Origin of the sequence: Colwellia hornerae, assembly GCF_007954355.1 — a bacterium.
GTDB classification, from domain to species: domain Bacteria; phylum Pseudomonadota; class Gammaproteobacteria; order Enterobacterales; family Alteromonadaceae; genus Colwellia_A; species Colwellia_A hornerae.
Genome location: NZ_VOLR01000001.1, coordinates 212,934 through 230,277, shown reverse-complemented (window position 1 = coordinate 230,277; position 17,344 = coordinate 212,934). Strand labels below are relative to the sequence as shown.

Below are 17,344 nucleotides of genomic sequence, written 5' to 3'. Positions count from 1 at the left end.
ACCGTTCATCCTGAACATAAAAACCAGTTACTTTTTAGTAACTGGTTTTATTTTCTGCTGATTAATATCAACTCATCGTGGTACTTAGCTAGCTATTTTTTCTTTGACCCAAAAACTTGAGATATAAGAGATTAAACCAATTAAGAAAAATACACCGGCAATTTCACGCAACCAATAAAATATCGCGAGTTTATCTTGAGTGACCATAAAGCTTAATGCTTCACCACTTTCTGGTATACGTTGTAACCAAACTTGCAAGACACCAGCACCTGTTAAGAATAAGGTGATGAAAACCATAGCAACAGTCATCAACCAAAAACCCCACATTTCACGCACTTGAGCACGGTTACAGTTAGCTTCACCGATACCACGTAACTTAGGCATTGCATATGAAATAATCGTCATTACGATCATCGCATAAGCGCCATAAAAAGCCATATGACCATGAGCAGCAGTAATTTGTGAACCATGAGTATAGTAATTAACCGGTGCTAACGTATGTAAGAAGCCCCAAACACCTGCACCTAAGAATGCCATGACTGACGTACCTAATGCCCAAAGTGTTGCTGCCTTGTTAGGATGTTCACGGCGGCGACGATTAACCATATTGAAGGCATATAAGACCATGGCAAAGAAAGGTAAAGGTTCTATTGCTGAGAATATAGAGCCCACCCACTGCCAGTACTCTGGAGTAGTTAACCAGTAAAAGTGATGACCTGTACCTAAGATACCTGAGATTAACGCCATGGCGATAATGACATATAACCATTTCTCAATAACTTCACGGTCTACACCCGTAACTTTAATTAACACATAAGCTAAAATTGCGCCCATGATTAATTCCCAAACACCTTCTACCCATAAATGAACAACAAACCACCAGAAGTACTTATCAAGTGCTAAGTTAGTTGGGTTATAGAATGCGAATAAGAAAAATACCGCTAAACCAATTAAACCTGTCATCAGTACCATGTTAATAGCTGTTTTACGGCCTTTTAAAATGGTCATACCTAAGTTAAACAAGAAGCCTAAACAAACAATAACAATACCAATTTTTGTGATGGTAGGTTGTTCAAGAAATTCACGTCCCATCGTTGGCCACAATTCATTTAAGGTATAATGAGCTAAAGTTGAATAAGGAACTAATAAGTAGCCTAAGATAGTGGCCACGCCCGCGGCGGCAAAAATCCAGAACAAAATAATAGCTAATTTAGGGCTATAAAGTTCAGTTTCGGATTCTTCTGGAACCATGTAGTAGGCAGCGCCCATAAAACCAAATAATAACCAAACAATCAGTAGGTTGGTATGCACCATACGTGCAACATTAAAAGGAATAGCGCCAGCAAGAAAATCACCAACAACATATTGTAACCCCATAACTAAACCAAATAGAATTTGGCCAACAAAGAGTATTAATGCAAAAATGAAATAAGGTTTTGCGACCGCTTGAGATTGATATTTTAAAGTATTCATCGCATTATCCTTCAATATTCGGTGGCCAGTCATTAGTATCTAACTCTGACGTCCACTTCAAAAATTCTGCTAAGTCATCAATTTCTTTATCGCTAAGATGAAAGTTTGGCATTTGACGACGCCCAGGGATATTTAACGGTTGAGCTTTCATCCAACCATTTAAAAAGGCTTTAAAGCCAGCTTCACCGCCACGGCGTTTATAAACATTACCTAGTTCAGGCGCAAAATAAGCTCCCTCACCAATTAATGAATGACAACCGATACAGTTATTTTCTTCCCAAAGTTCCTTACCGTGAGCAACAGCTTCGGTAATATTTTCACGGTGATCCCTTTCAGGCATCACTTTAGTGGTGTGGTAGGTCAAAGCTAGAAATATTAAGAAGAAGAATACACTTCCACCGTAATAAATATTCCGAGCCATGCCTTTAGTAAAACGCTCTGACATGGTGTTTTCCTTAGTAAAAACGATAATAAAGCGAGTGAATAGTAAACCGCTCTTAGATAAGGAGACTTGATTTCTATCAAGTTTTAAAGAATGTGTAATAATTTGTGACTAAAAAAAAGATAAGTATGCGTTACATCAAAAAAGTGGAAGTTTTTTTGCCATTGCCCTAGAAACATTTAGCATTCCCAGCAAGACAAAAGCGGCATGCATAGTAACAAAGTAAATGATCATCACCATTAAAGACACTTCAAAAGCATCAGTGGTCAGTAAGACAACAAGCGGAATAATGATGATAAAAAAACCGGCTAAAATAGACAGCTGAATGGAGCGGTATAGATGAATACCTTGCCAGCCTTTATGAGGCTTTTTTTTAATAAATAACCATATTAAAATTAAAAAAGACAGGCCAGGTATAAGTAATAAATTCATCAAAAATAATGATTGATAAATAATAGCATCTCGGCCATCTTTGGCTGAATGGTTTTCGCTCGATAACTGCTCAACTGAATTTTTCACATAAACCTCTCTTAACTAAAAGTAACACTATTGCTTGCGGCGATGATTGATCTTAAGAGAGAGCCCTCAACAGCTTAAACATCACTACAAAAGATAAATGACACAAATAACAGCCGGAATTATAAATACATAGCCAAGTAATAATAGCCGCCACATTTTAGGAGCTGTGCGTAGTTCCATGAACACATCTGTAACTTGCTGTCCTTTGAGGAAGACAATTAATAAGACCAAAGCGATTAAATACTCAGGAGTTTCTATAACCTGCCCGATATAAACAGAACTAAAGGTCAATATAATTAAAAACAGCCAACTTATAATGGTTTGTTTCAAAGTGATCATAGTGTCAATACCGCCTCTTTAAATAACATAGATAAGTGGAAACAAAATAATCCATAGCATATCAACCATATGCCAATAACTTGCACCCGACTCAAAGCCAGAAATGTCTTCTTGATAAGCGCCTTTTTTAGCATTTATGCCAATAATAAGCAGAATAACCATACCTAAAAGTACATGCATAAAATGGAAAAAGGTAATAAGAAAATATAATGTAAAAAAAGTGTTTGTCTCGATATCAATGCCAATGTTGAAAAGGAACTGATATTCCCAAATTTTTACCACCAAATAAACACAGGCAATAACTTGTGAAATAACGAGTAAGTTAATTGATCGTTTAACTTGATTAAGATGAATAGCGCGAACAGATAAAGCAATAAATAAGCTGCTGGTGATCAAGGCAATCGTATTAATTAAACCCGCAATCGGGTGAAGCTTAGCTTTACTGACGATGAACATATCACTATGTAGTTGTTCAGCAATAGCAAAACCAATAAAAAATATTGCAAATACCGTAAGCTCAGCAAGAATAAAAAACCACATGGCTAAATCACCCGGCAGTCTTTTATTAGCAAGCTTATCGATAATTTTTACCTCGAGAAGCTCAGGCACTGATATAGAAAGAGGACTATGACTCATCAAAGTAGATTCTAGCGACATCCATTAATGCATTAACCGTATCAATATCATCTGATAATGGCTCAGCTAAACAACAACGACAGACTTCAATAGGATCCATACCACTTGACATCATTTTAGCTGCATATATTAACAAACGAGTTGAAGCAACTTCATCGAGATCGTTCTTTTCTAAGCGGCGTAAAGCTTGGGCAAGCTCAACTAATTTAAAAGCCAAATGGGGGTCTACCCCTGCTTCTTTGATTAAAATTTCTTGTTCTAATTCTGCGCTAGGGTATTCAAAACGTAGTGCCACAAAACGCTGGCGAGTACTTGGTTTCATACCTTTTAATAGGTTTTGATATCCTGGATTATAAGAAACTACCAGCATAAACCCTGGTGCAGCTTCTATTAACTCTCCGGTACGTTCGAGGGGTAACACGCGACGATCATCAGCTAAGGGATGCAATACAACGGTTGTATCTTTACGAGCTTCAACGACTTCATCTAAATAACAAATACCGCCTTCGCGTACAGCCTTTGTTAAGGGACCATCTTGCCAATAGGTACCATTAGGACCAATTAAATGGCGACCCACTAAATCAGCAGCGGTTAAGTCATCGTGACAAGAAACAGTATAGAGGGGCTTATTGAGTTTTTCTGCCATATGGGCAATGAAACGCGTTTTACCACAACCTGTTGGCCCTTTAATTAATACGGGTAATTGATGGTGATAAGCATATTCAAATAAGGAAACTTCATTCTTTTGTTCTTGATAATATAAAGAATCGTCAGTATTTGTTGAAGGTTTAAGATTAACAGTGTTCATAAAAACTCAAAGGCGTAATTTAACTTAACGTTAAAGTACGCCCTAAATGAGTTAGCTGCAAATTTGAATGGACCTAAGTTGATTCCGATCAATTGAGCATGAAAATAGCGATTAATTAGCCAAAAATTGCGCGCATTAAACCGATAGCTTGTTCAACACTTTTACCATTTTTTACTTGAATAATAATTGAGTCACGTTTGCCCTGTAAGTACGCAGGAAGATCTTCTGAGGTAAGCGCTTTGTCCACTAATATTTCAGCTGACTCTTTACTACGTTTTTTAGGCGTAGCCTTTGATTTCGACTTTGCTTTGTTAAGCATTTTTTCACGTAACTTAATGTAGTTTGAATTTGGTGCTAAATCAGCATCAGCAAATAAAAACAAATCAATTAATACCGCACGATTTTTCCAAAGGGTCAGTTCACGATTTTCTTTGTTGCCAGCAACTTCATCTTGCTCGCTTTCTTCGCCCTCACTTGCAACGCTGTTTGCTTCAACCATTTCTGGCTGTGCCTGATGCCACCATGCGAATGTACGCATAGTACCAATCATGTCATGCCAGTAAGATGAAAAATCAGTGTTTTTTAGCTTAGCGATCGATAAGCCTTGGCAAAGAATATCAATTTTATTGTTGTTTAACGCAATGAATTGATCAGGTCTACGCATTGCTAACAAACGTGTTGCTACCGCTAAAGGTGCTTTTTCACCTTGAGCTTTTATTTGCGTATATTCTTTAAAAATTTGTTGAAAGTCATTAACAAAGCTTTGATAGTCGCTATGGCTTACCTCTCCAGTTAAAGGAATGTGCGCTAATGCCACATCAAACTTTTCTGGCGACTGTTCAAGCAAGGTATGAAAAACTTTTGCCCCTTTAGTGCCAGCAAACCATTCAACATCAAAATTATAAATGCTGTAGTCGTGCTGAGTTGTGTGTTTACCTGAAAAAGCTAAACGGTCTTCAACAATTAAGTCTGCTAGAGGTTGTTGACGAATTTCGTCAAGGTAATTTAATAAACGTAAACGTTCATCTAAGGCATGAATCGTGCTCTGTTGTTCAATAAAATTGGCAAATATAGACCAAGGAGCAATTCTAGCCATTTTAAACTGGCTAAGCGTAAAGCCAGCTTCAAGAATATCTTGTAGCTTCTTAAGCGGTAAAAGTTGCTCATCTTCTAAAAGATCCTTATTAAGTTCTTCACGACATAGTCGGGCTAACTCGCCACACCATCCTAGGAAATCCTCTGGACGGTCTGTCACTTTTACCGCCATTAAGTTTAAACTTAGTGGCGTGACATATTTAAGGGCATTTTGATAAACCTGATTTTCAGCATCAGACAAGGGCATATTAACCGGTGAAGATAACAACTTTCTCATGAAACTATATAAACTCCGTATAAGGAATTATTGCTAATAATACTGTTAAGCATAGACTAGAAATAATGTAGAAAAAGCGCGAATCGTACGCGCTTTTATTAAGGCATTGCAAATAATTGTATCGATTATAGCAAATGAGGGAGTGTTTTGTTGATTAAATCTGCGAAAATAAAAAGGGCTCACTAACTTTAATATTTAGGAAGCGATATTATTGCCTCTGCCCCAGCAGAATTCGCGTTGTTTTTTAAGGATAAAAGCCCACCATGATTAAACAGTATTTGCTTGCATAAGGCTAGACCAATGCCACTACCTTTTGGCTTTGTACTGTAAAAAGGCACAAATAAGTTATTTTTGTTAGCGATACCACTCCCCGAATCACAAATATGGATATGAAAATACTTATCATCCGTTTGGCAAAACACTGTAATAATTTTGTCTGTGTTGTTGTTAATTCCTTCCATCGCCTCTTTTGCATTTTTCAATATATTAATAAAAACTTGTTCAAGCTGCGCTTTATCTGCACTGATATTCACATAAGCTAATTCGATATATTTCTCTGGAAATAAAATACGGCAATCACTAAAGAGTGCAGCGCAATTGTTGATAAAACCTTGTAAAGCAAAAGTGCGTTTATTAGGCTCAGGTAAATGAGAAAGCTGACTATAACTGGCAATGAATAAACTAAGGGAGCTTGCTCGTTCATTAATAATATCTATACCCGTTAATAAAGATTCCCTATTTAACACTTTATGTTCATCTTGTAATGTAGTTCTCATTGATTGGCTAATACTGGAAATTGGTGTTAATGAGTTATTCATTTCATGACTTAATACGCGTAATAAACTTTGCCATGACTTTCGTTCTTTTTCTAATAACAACCGCTGTGCTGAGGTGATCAAAAAGAGTTGATGCTGCTTGCCTTCACTCAAAAAGTATTCTTTAAAGAGGAAATGCTCACCACTTAGCTGAGGTTGTTCAAAATCAATAATTCCGCTTTGTGCTTCACTGATAACTTTTCCTATCGCTAAGCTAGTGAACAATATGTGAGCTTGTTGTGGCATATTAATTTTTAATAGTTTTTGTGCTGAATTATTAGCCATAACAATACGGCCTTGTTCATCAACGGCTAATACCATCGCGTCCATTTGTTGCATTATGCGTTCAAGCAACTGTCGGCTTTCTTTCGCTTCAATTTTACTTAACGCCAATGTGTCGGCGAGATTGTTAACTAAGGTTAATAGTTCCTGAAAAGCTTTATTGTCTTGCTCTCGGCCACGTAAACTATAATCACCATCAATCATAGATTCTAGAATATTAGCCAAGGTTCTAATTTGTTGTTGAGAACGTTGCTGAGAAATCACAACAATAAACACCGCTATTAGCGCTAAAATAATAATAATAAAAGCAATTAAATAAGCTGAAACATTCGCTATAAAAAGTGCTGCTGTAGTAATAATCAAACAAGGCAAGCATAAAAAAAAAGCTAACAAGCTATGATCGTTTTTTTGTTTTCGTTGTGATTTAGTCAAGACCGTATTTACTCATACGACGGTAGAAGCCACTGCGGCTTAAACCTAAAGATTTTGCAGTTTCAGTGGCATTGCCCCGATGATGTTTCAAACGATTAATTAACGACAATTTTTCGATTTCATCTAGGGATAATGACGAATTATTAGCTAATTTATCATCACTATCTTCATCAAGTTCACTGGCAGAATGATGAATATTCTCAAGTAATAAATCACGTCCACCTATCGTTGTTTTTTTACACGTGAAAAGCAATTTTTCCATCAGATGGCTTAGCTCTCGAATATTACCCGGCCAAGTATACTGTTGTAATTTATCAATAGCTTCTAATGATAATTCAGGTGCAACAATATTATACTTTCCACTAAAACTTTGTAAAAAATGATTTGCTAAAGGTTCTATATCTTCAATACGTTCACGCAATGACGGAACGCGTAATTGAATAGTATTTAAACGGTAAAATAAATCTTGTCTAAATTGCTGTTCGCTGATCGCTTTTGCCAGATCGCAGTTGGTTGCTGAAATGATACGCACATCAGCATTAAGCGACTTGCTACTACCAACAACTTCAAATTTCTGATCTTCTAAAACTCGCAGCAACTTAGCTTGCTGAGCCATTGGTATGTTCGCGAGTTCATCTAAAAATAATGTCCCCTGCTCTGCCATTTCAAAACGGCCAACCCTGTTTTCTTTAGCATCAGTAAATGCACCTTTAAGATGACCAAACATTTCACTTTCGAATAAACTTTCTGGAATAGCGCCCATATTTACCGGGACAAATGAATTATCAGCTCTTGATGAACGCTGGTGCACATAAGCAGCTAACATGCTTTTCCCCGTGCCATTATCACCAGTCAGTAGGATACTCATATCACTTTGGGCGAGTTCTTCTAATGACGATAGTAATGTTTTCATCGCTAGAGATTGCGCAATAATGCCGGTACTTTCAGGGAAAGATTGCGAGCGAAGCAGTTTATTTTCTTGATTAAGTCGATTCAGTTTTTTATCGATACTCACTAATTTCAATTGCGTATTAATCGCGCTGAGCATACGCTCATTGTTCCAAGGCTTTTGGATGAAATCTTTTGCGCCAGCACGCATTGCATCAACGGCAATATCAATGGTTGCCCAGCCGGTCATCACGATAATAGGTAGGCTTTCATCAAATTGTTGAATAGCCTCGACTAACTGTAACCCTTCACTGCCCGAGGTAGTGTCTTGTTGAAAGTTCATATCAATCAAGACAAGATCAACACTTTCTCGCTTTAGGTTTTCCAAAACAGCTTCAGGCGTCGTCATCGCTAAAATGTCGAAATTTTCTTCCGATAACATATATTTTAAGCTGGCAATTATATTAAGGTCATCATCAGCGATTAAGATTTTTTTATTTTTCACAATATTTATATTTAGCCACTAAGGTTAGTTTGAGTATATCGCCCTAATCATAAGGGCGATAGTATTTACTTTATGCCGATTTATTCATAACGAAGTGCTGAACTTGGTTCCATTTTAACAGCACGTTGCGTTGGCGCATATATCGCTAACATGACAATAGCAGACAAACCTATAACCACGGTTATAGCAAGCACAATATATAAATAAGTAGGGAATAATCCTTCCGACATTTTATTAAAACCAAAGGACATTAATGCAAAAATTACTAAGGCTAAACCCAGTCCTTTAATTAATTGTTTCGCGCCTTGCTTTAAAAACATGTTAACAATACTTTTATCAGTAGCGCCTACTGCGCGCCTAATACCAACTTCATGAGTACGTTGTGCCACTGAATTCGCTGTTAAACCATAAATTCCCACAAGCGCTAACATCAAAGCAAAGAAACCCGTACCAAAAGTTATGTTAGACGTTAACTGCATCACATCACGCATCATACCTCTATTTTTCTCTGCCGGTTGTACCGCATAAAAAAGATCAATATTTCGGTCAATTTTATACAATGCCTGATAAAATATTTCTTCCGTGTTAATCAACTCCCCCTCTATTAAGTAATATAGATTCTGATAAGCCGTCATGAACTGTAACCCCGAAGTATAAATTTCGTCAGCACTATCAAGCTTGCCTAGCATAGATTTAGGATTCATACGATTGGTTACCACGCCAACAATAAATAGCTTTTCGTTTTTGTCATTTATCTTAAGTTGAAAACTTTTACCAATCACAGATTCTCCCGGCCAATACCGACTCGCCATCGACTGGCTGATCATAGCCACTTTACGGTTACCTTCTTTGTCTTGATGAGTAAAAAAACGTCCGTCAACCAGATCAACACCAATGGCATCGGTTTTCCCAATAACACTCAGCGTATCAATAGATGGCTTACTATTTTCATCGGTATAATCAAACCTCTCTAATGTTAATGGAAAGTCTCCCAACCAATTGTTCATCACTACATCGACAACTCGAGGATGGCTTTTAACATCGGCTATTAAGCTTTGATAAAAAGCAATTTGCTGCTGTGGTTCTGGATACTTATTTTCGGGTAGGCTGAGTCTAGCTTTCATTACATTAGTGTAATTGTCGCCAGTTTCTAAATTGACTAATTTATGAGAGATATAACCTGACATCGCGCCAACAAGCATTAATATCGCCACAAGAAATACTTGAGTCGTCACTAAAAATCTTGATAAACGCCCTGCTTTCTTCCCTTGTGCACCCCGTGTACCATCACGTAATGTGGTATTAATATCTTGATTTGCTGAACGCCAAGCAGGTAAAAATGATGATAAGAAAATTGTCACTAAAGTGAATGCGACTGCCATTAATAACGTTTCTTTGTCCATCCCCCAGTGCCACCAGAACACCAGCGTTTGGACATTCCATGAATGAAGAATAATATCAGTGTAATGTAAAGCTGCGCCAACAAGTAGAACGGATAAAACACCGCCTAATACAGTAATAATAATTCCTTCCCACATGAGCTGACTGACTAAACGATTATTTGATGCGCCTAAAGCCGCTCGTATTGCGGTTTCTTTTTGACGTTCTATAGAACGAGCAAGTAACAGATTGCCAACATTTATACACGCAAGCAAAAGGATCATTCCAGCAATAACATTTAAAAAGGTAAACATTATCGTACCTTCACCGCCCATTTGCGCAAAAGGGAACGACCATAAACGTACTGATTTATTACCTTTTTCTAAATTATACTGTGTGGCACTTTGTTGATATATCGTATTAATTTGCTGGCTTAGCGTTTGCTCTGCTTTAGCCTTACTCATACCCGGCTTAATACGACCATAAAGGTAGACATGATTAGAGTTATTCGCCATATTTTTTATCATTGATGGCTTTATGGGTAGCCAAATGTGGCTTGATCCTGGGAAGCGATACCCCTGAGGCATAACGCCTACAATTTCGGTGACAATATCATTAGCAATAATCGTCATACCAATGACATTTTTATTTGATGAAAAATCATTCATCCAAATTTGAGTACTGATAACAGCTACAGGAGAAGCCCCCGCTGCCATATCTGCAATTTGTAATGTTCTTCCTAAAACTGCTTTCGTGCCACTGAAATTGAGAAAACCTTCATCAACATAGGTGCCGTAAACATTTTTACCGCTATCTTCAAAAGACAATCGAATGTCTTTTTTATCATAAATGCCAAATTCACTAAATACCGTTTGTTGTTCCTTTATCATAGAAAATTCATACGAAGTGAGTAACTGAAAATCACCATTAAATTCTGCATTCACTGACAGCATAGTATCACCGTTAGGTAAGGGTAGATCTTTGTACATGGTTGAATATAAGAATGAAAAGGTAAATAAACTGATCGAAAGACCACCAATAAGCACCGCTAATGTCATCGCGGTAAATTTAGGCGATTTAAATAACAATCTAAAGGCATATTTTATATCGATAAATGTAGACATATTTTCTCCTAACCTACCGCTAATTCAGGAGCAGGCATTGCTTCCATGTTATTTTTGATATTGATATTGTCTGCAATTAAGCGTCCATCGAACATTTCTAAACAGCGATCTGCCCGTTTTGCCGAAGCGGGATCATGCGTCACCATACAAATGGTTGAACCTTCTTGATGAAGTTTGTCAAGCAAGGTTAATACGGCTTCAGCATTTTTTGAATCTAAATTACCAGTAGGTTCATCGGCAAGAATAATAGCAGGGTCGTTAACTAGCGCACGCGCTACGGCAACACGCTGTTGCTGACCACCAGAAAGCTGTGATGGAAAATGATCTTTTCGGTGAGACATCTCAACTTTCTCTAAGACTTGCTGTACTTTGGTTTCAACCTCACTTTTTGATAAACCTTTTTGGTAAGTTAACGGTAACATTACATTTTCAAAAACGGTCAAATCTGAAATCAAGTTAAATGACTGGAAAACAAAACCAATTTGTTCACTGCGAATTTTTGCCCTTTGATCACGTGATAATGATGAAACATCAACGCCATCGAGTTCATAACTGCCCTCTGTGGGTGAGTCAAGTAAACCGAGCAACGACAATAACGTAGATTTACCACAACCAGACTGGCCACTTAATGAAATATACTCACCTTTATTAATTATTAAGTTAACGCTATCAATAGCGCGTGTTTCTATTTCTTCGGTCAAAAATCTTTTACTGATTGTTTTTAATTCGATTAAAGTGCTCATTTTATTCCCTTTATTTTGTCTATTACTTATATCTTGTCTTTTTAAAATAATGATTGTTAGTTAATCATGACTTCTTGATGCTCTTGCCAACTAGAGGTGTCTGAAATAATAATTTCATCGCCAACTATTAAACCAGAAAGTATTTGAATTTGGTTCACTGAACTTTGCCCTAACTGTACACTTTGCTTTTGCGCAAATTCTTTATTATTAGTGAGTTTATATAAACCTGCATCGCTGTAACGAGGAGCAAATACAGGACGTTTAACATAAAGTGCGTCTGCAATATTACTCACTTCAATTAGCCCATCTACCGTTAAATCAGGGCGTGCATCATTGGGTAATTCACTACTGAGTTGTACATCAATTTGTACCATGCCAGCATTTACTGCTGGGTCAATACGAATAACTTCACCAAAAATTTTATTACTTCTGGTATCTACAACAACGGTTTGTCCTAATGCAATATCACTGACTTTATTTTCTTGTACTTGAAGTTCAGCAAAAAGTGAACGCTGATCAGCAATCAAAGCAACACTGCCTCCAACTTGAACTTGTTCACCCAAAGCAAGAGAAACTTGCTGAACCACACCATCAGTAGTAGCTCTAATGGCTAAAGCATCGACTTGATCCTTGATACGCTGATAATTATTTTCCACTAAACCTAAACGCGCTTGCTGAGCTGTTTTAGAGGCAAGTAAACTCGCTTTCATTTTTTCAACTTTTTGCTGTTGTGATAACCAGTATTGATTTTGTTGTTTAACGGATAATTGGCTGCGCTGATAATCAAGGGCTGATACTGTGGCATTTTTTTGTTCTATTAATTGCGTTTCTGCATCAAGTTTTAACTTGCTACTTTGGTAACTGTAATCAGCTTCAACAACTGAGTTTTCTAGATCAAGTAATTGAGATTCAAGTGCAATATAAGCGGCATAGTTTTCAGCCTTTTTTGCTTCAAATTCCCATCGGGCTTTCTCAAGCTCTCTATGTAATTCGGGATTAGAAAGTTGCATGAGGATCTGTCCTTTATCCACATGTGCTCCTGCTTTAACAAAGGCTTGTTCAACACGGCCAGAAACTTGTGCTGAAACCCAACGAATATAAACGGGCTTTAAAACACCGGTTGCGCGGACATTCACTTGAAAACGTCCTTGCTCAACAACAGCTGTAACCAATTCATTTTGTTTAACAATAAATGAAGCGTTTCCCATGAAACTTTTAAATTTGTAGGTAGAGAAGATGAGTAATATCACTACTGGCACGTACCAATATTTTCGCCACAAAGGTGTTGGTATTTTTTCTCTTTGTATATCCATACTTTTTATTACTACATTTTATTGAAAATAATGAAGTAGGTATTACAAGAGACATGCCAACAACGAACAAAACCTAAGCGGTTGTTATATAAGTATAAAGTTGACTTTTGTTTTTTTTGTGAAATGAACTTGTGCCGGAATCGACACAAGTTATAGATGGAAATGTTGCATTTATGGAACAGCTCAAAATTCGACTTAAAAAGTAACTTATTTTACAACAGTGACTAGCCCTTGCATTTTAGGGTGAGGACCGCACTCGTAAGTAAACTCTCCTACACCAGAAAAACTTCGCTGATAGCGTTCATTAGGAAAAATATAAACAGGTTCTTCTTTGACTAGTTGTTTAAACCATACGTTATGATAATCAACACGTTATTCAATTAACGCGTTATATAATTAACACCTTATTCAATAACAGTGACTAGCCCTTGCATTTTAGGGTGAGGACCGCACTCGTAAGCAAACTCTCCTACACCAGAAAAACTTCGCTGATAGCGTTCATTAGGAAAAATATAATCAGGTTCTTCTTTGACTAGTTGTTTAAACCATACGTTATGATAATCAACACGTTATTCAATTAACGCGTTATATAATTAACACCTTATTCAATAACAGTGACTAGCCCTTGCATTTTAGGGTGAGGACCGCACTCGTAAGTAAACTCTCCTACACCAGAAAAACTTCGCTGATAGCGTTCATTAGGAAAAATATAAACAGGTTCTTCTTTGACTAGTTGTTTAAACCATACGTTATGATATTGACGTTTTTCAATATTTTTCCAAATCACAGTATCACCGACATTAATGGTAATATGGGCAGGAATAAAATTTTTCTTATATATCTCTACAACCACTTCTTTTGCATAAACTGAAAATTGAATAAATAGTATTAACATAATCACCAATAACTTTTTCATTAGAATATCCTTACTTTTTAATTTGCAAAAAATTATTTAACCGTGCAGATTTTACCTTTTATATTTATGGCTAACCCTGTTCTATCTCAAGTTTATGAGCTTTACTTATTCATTAATTTTATGCAAAAAAACTACCAATAAAGGTTAATTAAGAAACGCTGGGGGTAAATATATTATAACTATTTTATGATGATGGCGAAGTAATGAGCACCTCATATATTGTCAATATTACCTCAGGAAAAACTAACTTTTTTGGCAATAGCGTTATTTTAAAAGAATCGATGAAACTAATGACATTGTCGTGAGCAACTTAATCATAAATTTTAAAGCAAGCGATGAAGAAAAATTAAAAAAATAATTAAAACCTTATTAAAGTAACCACTACAGGAAAGTGTCAGAGACTGTTATTATATTAGGCAATTAAACATCCTTAATATAAGTAAACTACATGCCAATAAAATCTTTAGCACGCGTCACTATAGATCCTAATTCTCCAGCAACTTCATGTGTTATTTGGCTACATGGGCTTGGTGATTCGGGCGATGGATTCGCTCCCATTGTTCCGGTATTAAATTTACCTAAAGATCATGGTATTCGTTTTATTTTTCCGCATGCTCCTGAGCAAGCGGTCACCATTAACCAAGGCTATGTAATGCGTTCTTGGTACGATATCAAGAGTATGGACTTGCATAATCGTGCTGATATGCCTGGCGTACTTGAATCTGAACAAGCGATTCATGCACTTATTCAACAGCAGGTAGATGCAGGTATTGCTGCTAATAAAATCGTGCTAGCTGGTTTTAGTCAAGGTGGTGTTATTAGCTTATTTACTGGTCTTAGGTATCCAAAAGCCTTGGCGGGTATTATGGCTTTATCATGTTATTTACCCACTGCAGATAAATTACCCGATAACTGTCACGCGGCCAATAAGCAAACCCCTATTTTGCAAAATCATGGCGAACAAGATGATGTGGTGCCAATGAGCTCGGGTAAAATGGCCAATCAACTACTGATTAATGCTGGATATAAGGCAAAATGGCAATCTTATCGTATGCCACACAGCGTATTACCAGAGCAACTTAGTGATATTTCAGCTTGGCTGGTGAATACCTTATTAAAGTAGCCATAGTTACTTGAGCTAAAAATAAAGCCGACATATTGTCGGCTTTATTGGTTTAGATCAGGCAGTCAATAACACATTAGTTATTTACCACTAATTCTATACTGCTGGTATCTTGCATAGAATTTTTGAATAACCCAGCCTCATCAAAAATCACGCGGTCTTCATAACCACTAAACAAGATTGCATCAGGGTTACGTCCAACGATTGCAACCTGCCCTTTATTATGAGCACCAGCTGCACCACGTAATAATTTAAAAATCACTACGCCATTTTCAGTACCTGGTACGCCAGGCATAGGTTCATTAGTAACAGCTACAACTTCGGTTTTCCCTAAGTAATGAGTGATTGATAATCGCGCATGAGCTTCAACACCAGAAAGACCTTTTTGTGAATCATTCAATAATTTCCACGCATCTTCGATAGGTAAGCTAAAAGATTTATGACCAATAATATCGCGATCACAAAAGAAATAATGATTTTCAATGCTATTACGCTTTAATTCACGTTGCATAATACGAATTGCTCCAGCGTCGTTACTTATACCTTTAATAAATGGCGCTTGGTTTTCAATAGAAATCCATTTACGACTTGCCAATTGCGATACCGCTCTTTCAGCACTTTCAACCCACACTAAACCGCCAGCAGGATTTTCAATATAATTGCCTTGCTCATCTTTTGCTAAGAATTCATCAGGATGATTAAAGTGCACCATAATACGAAAGCGAATGCCAGGGTACGCTGCGTGGAAATTATCCATCATGGCAAAAAATTCTTTATCGAAACGGTCAGGGAAAAAGGCGAGTTCTTTAGTACCTATACGAATATTCTCTATACCCGCATCAGCTAGTGCCGAAAACCATTGCGCCAAGTTTTTATTAAGTAGCACCATAGGATCGCCACCTGACATTAAAATTTCGCGTAGCTTTTCACGACCTGTTTCAGGATGAATACCACCATTGTCAGCAACAATTTTATTATGCTCATTAATATAGTTAACAAGTTCAGATATTTGTGCCAAACCTTTACGCTCGGCAGTTCCATTTTCTCGGGTGATCTCTTTTTTGGTAATCAACTCTTCGCGGTAACAAAATCGACAATGGGCAGAACATGTCGAGGCAACATAAATAAGGCCTAGCTCATATTTGTATATTAAGCCTTCAATTGGGCTATAGCTCATTTGATTACCAGGGTCTGGTGCACCTTGCATATCAAAAGTTTCAGCTGGGCTCGCTTTAACTAACGTTTGTAGTGGTAAACTATTTTTTGCTAAATCGTAATAATGACGGGTAATTTTTACCGGCATACGAGACTCAATATCTTGCTCAGTCCCTTTTATCGCGATCAATGCCTTCTTCTCATCTTCACAATAAAAATTCAACATATCCTCAGGAGCACGATCATCAAGAAACTTTTTTAAGCCATTGATGTTTAGCAACACGCCCTCAGGCCTGGCAAGATTGGTTTTTACAAAATGAAGCCAAACCACCAACCAGTCAGGGGATGCTATTTGAGCAAGTATCCATTATTGCTAAAGCAGCGACTGCAGAGTTAGGTATTGCATTACTGCCTAAATTTTTAATTCAAAGTGAGTTAGATAAAAAAGAATTAGTACCCGCGCTTGATTTACCGGTAACAAGCAGTTTTGGTTATTACTTAGTAACACCACATGAACAACTAACCTACCCACCCGTTGTCGCTTTTACAAAATGGTTGTTAAAAGTAGCTAAAGACTAGCCGTGTATTATCGAGTAGGTTTAGCCGGATTTTGGGAATTTGACAATAATCTCAATTCCTTCATTAACTTTTGACTGACATTGAATTTCACCTTTAAAAAGCTGAGTAACCAAATTAAAGACAATATGCATACCCAAACCACTACCGCCTTCATTGCGCTTACTGGTAACAAAGGGATCATAAATTTGTTTTAACATGCTTTCACTCATCCCCTTCCCGTTGTCAGCATAAATTATCTGCACATGTTTTTGCGTTTGAGCAAGGGTAATTATAATATTTCCCTCATCCATGTTATCAAAACCATGCTTTAGGGAGTTCTCAATAAAGTTACTCAGAATTTGAAATAAAGCACCTGGGTAAGTAGTAACAACAATGTCTTCAGAGCCTTTAATATTAACTGTAATATGCTTATCACGAAAATCAGTCCCATTAAATAAAGGTTTAAGAGAATCATGTATTTCATGTGCATAATTAGTTAAATTTATTTCACGCTTCATTTC

16 protein-coding genes and 1 pseudogene are annotated in these 17,344 nt (G+C 37.0%); 2 read left to right on the top strand and 15 right to left on the bottom strand.

Annotated features, from left to right (window positions below):
- Nucleotides 1-84: 84 nt before the first annotated feature.
- From ESZ26_RS00870 to ESZ26_RS00810, 13 genes are all read right to left on the bottom strand, one after another.
- Nucleotides 85-1,473, bottom strand: a complete 1,389-nt coding sequence (locus tag ESZ26_RS00870) for a cbb3-type cytochrome c oxidase subunit I (RefSeq protein WP_146796221.1) — start codon at nt 1,471-1,473, stop codon at nt 85-87.
- Nucleotides 1,474-1,477: 4 nt separating this feature from the next.
- Nucleotides 1,478-1,918, bottom strand: coding sequence for a c-type cytochrome (locus ESZ26_RS00865; RefSeq protein ID WP_146796219.1), 441 nt, complete (start codon nt 1,916-1,918; stop codon nt 1,478-1,480).
- A gap of 135 nt (nt 1,919-2,053) precedes the next feature.
- Nucleotides 2,054-2,434 carry a hypothetical protein gene (locus ESZ26_RS00860; RefSeq protein ID WP_146796217.1) on the bottom strand — a complete coding sequence of 127 codons (381 nt, stop codon included), beginning with the start codon at nt 2,432-2,434 and terminating at the stop codon, nt 2,054-2,056.
- An 84-nt stretch (nt 2,435-2,518) separates the two neighbouring features.
- The gene (locus ESZ26_RS00855; protein WP_146796215.1) at nt 2,519-2,773 is read right to left on the bottom strand and encodes a cytochrome C oxidase subunit IV family protein; all 255 of its coding nucleotides are present in this window, start codon (nt 2,771-2,773) and stop codon (nt 2,519-2,521) included.
- Nucleotides 2,774-2,791: 18 nt separating this feature from the next.
- On the bottom strand, nt 2,792-3,430 hold the full coding sequence (locus ESZ26_RS00850; protein WP_223813303.1) for a cytochrome c oxidase subunit 3 family protein: 639 nt from the start codon (nt 3,428-3,430) through the stop codon (nt 2,792-2,794).
- Nucleotides 3,399-4,217 carry a CbbQ/NirQ/NorQ/GpvN family protein gene (locus tag ESZ26_RS00845; protein ID WP_146796212.1) on the bottom strand — a complete coding sequence of 273 codons (819 nt, stop codon included), beginning with the start codon at nt 4,215-4,217 and terminating at the stop codon, nt 3,399-3,401. The genes ESZ26_RS00850 and ESZ26_RS00845 overlap by 32 nt, the downstream gene beginning before the upstream one ends.
- Nucleotides 4,218-4,332: 115 nt before the next feature.
- Nucleotides 4,333-5,589 (bottom strand): hypothetical protein, encoded by a 1,257-nt coding sequence (locus ESZ26_RS00840; RefSeq protein WP_146796210.1) that lies wholly within the window; start codon nt 5,587-5,589, stop codon nt 4,333-4,335.
- Between the two features lie 188 nt (nt 5,590-5,777).
- Nucleotides 5,778-7,118: a sensor histidine kinase gene (locus ESZ26_RS00835; protein WP_146796208.1), complete on the bottom strand. Its 1,341-nt coding sequence runs from the start codon at nt 7,116-7,118 to the stop codon at nt 5,778-5,780.
- Entirely contained in the window at nt 7,111-8,511 is a 1,401-nt protein-coding gene (locus tag ESZ26_RS00830; RefSeq protein ID WP_146796205.1) for a sigma-54-dependent transcriptional regulator, read from the bottom strand. The genes ESZ26_RS00835 and ESZ26_RS00830 overlap by 8 nt, the downstream gene beginning before the upstream one ends.
- 80 nt (nt 8,512-8,591) lie before the next feature.
- Nucleotides 8,592-11,015 (bottom strand): FtsX-like permease family protein, encoded by a 2,424-nt coding sequence (locus ESZ26_RS00825; RefSeq protein WP_146796202.1) that lies wholly within the window; start codon nt 11,013-11,015, stop codon nt 8,592-8,594.
- 8 nt (nt 11,016-11,023) lie between these two features.
- Entirely contained in the window at nt 11,024-11,758 is a 735-nt protein-coding gene (locus tag ESZ26_RS00820; RefSeq protein ID WP_146796200.1) for an ABC transporter ATP-binding protein, read from the bottom strand.
- 56 nt (nt 11,759-11,814) lie between these two features.
- Complete coding sequence (locus ESZ26_RS00815) at nt 11,815-13,071, bottom strand: efflux RND transporter periplasmic adaptor subunit (RefSeq protein ID WP_146796197.1); 1,257 nt, start codon at nt 13,069-13,071, stop codon at nt 11,815-11,817.
- 601 nt (nt 13,072-13,672) lie between these two features.
- Nucleotides 13,673-13,987 carry a cupredoxin domain-containing protein gene (locus tag ESZ26_RS00810; protein WP_244947059.1) on the bottom strand — a complete coding sequence of 105 codons (315 nt, stop codon included), beginning with the start codon at nt 13,985-13,987 and terminating at the stop codon, nt 13,673-13,675.
- 448 nt (nt 13,988-14,435) lie between these two features.
- Between ESZ26_RS00810 and ESZ26_RS00805 the strand changes: the two genes are divergently transcribed.
- On the top strand, nt 14,436-15,110 hold the full coding sequence (locus tag ESZ26_RS00805; protein WP_146796192.1) for an alpha/beta hydrolase: 675 nt from the start codon (nt 14,436-14,438) through the stop codon (nt 15,108-15,110).
- Between the two features lie 76 nt (nt 15,111-15,186).
- Here ESZ26_RS00805 and ESZ26_RS00800 read toward each other — a convergent pair whose 3' ends face one another.
- Entirely contained in the window at nt 15,187-16,548 is a 1,362-nt protein-coding gene (locus ESZ26_RS00800) for a hypothetical protein (protein ID WP_146796190.1), read from the bottom strand.
- Between the two features lie 17 nt (nt 16,549-16,565).
- On the opposite strand from ESZ26_RS00800, the pseudogene ESZ26_RS00795 reads away from it, so the two are divergent.
- Nucleotides 16,566-16,844: pseudogene (locus tag ESZ26_RS00795) on the top strand (LysR substrate-binding domain-containing protein); the annotation flags it as partial.
- 20 nt (nt 16,845-16,864) lie between these two features.
- Here the strand turns inward: ESZ26_RS00795 and ESZ26_RS00790 are convergent.
- Nucleotides 16,865-17,341 carry a sensor histidine kinase gene (locus ESZ26_RS00790; RefSeq protein WP_146796185.1) on the bottom strand — a complete coding sequence of 159 codons (477 nt, stop codon included), beginning with the start codon at nt 17,339-17,341 and terminating at the stop codon, nt 16,865-16,867.
- Between the last annotated feature and the right edge of the window lie 3 nt (nt 17,342-17,344).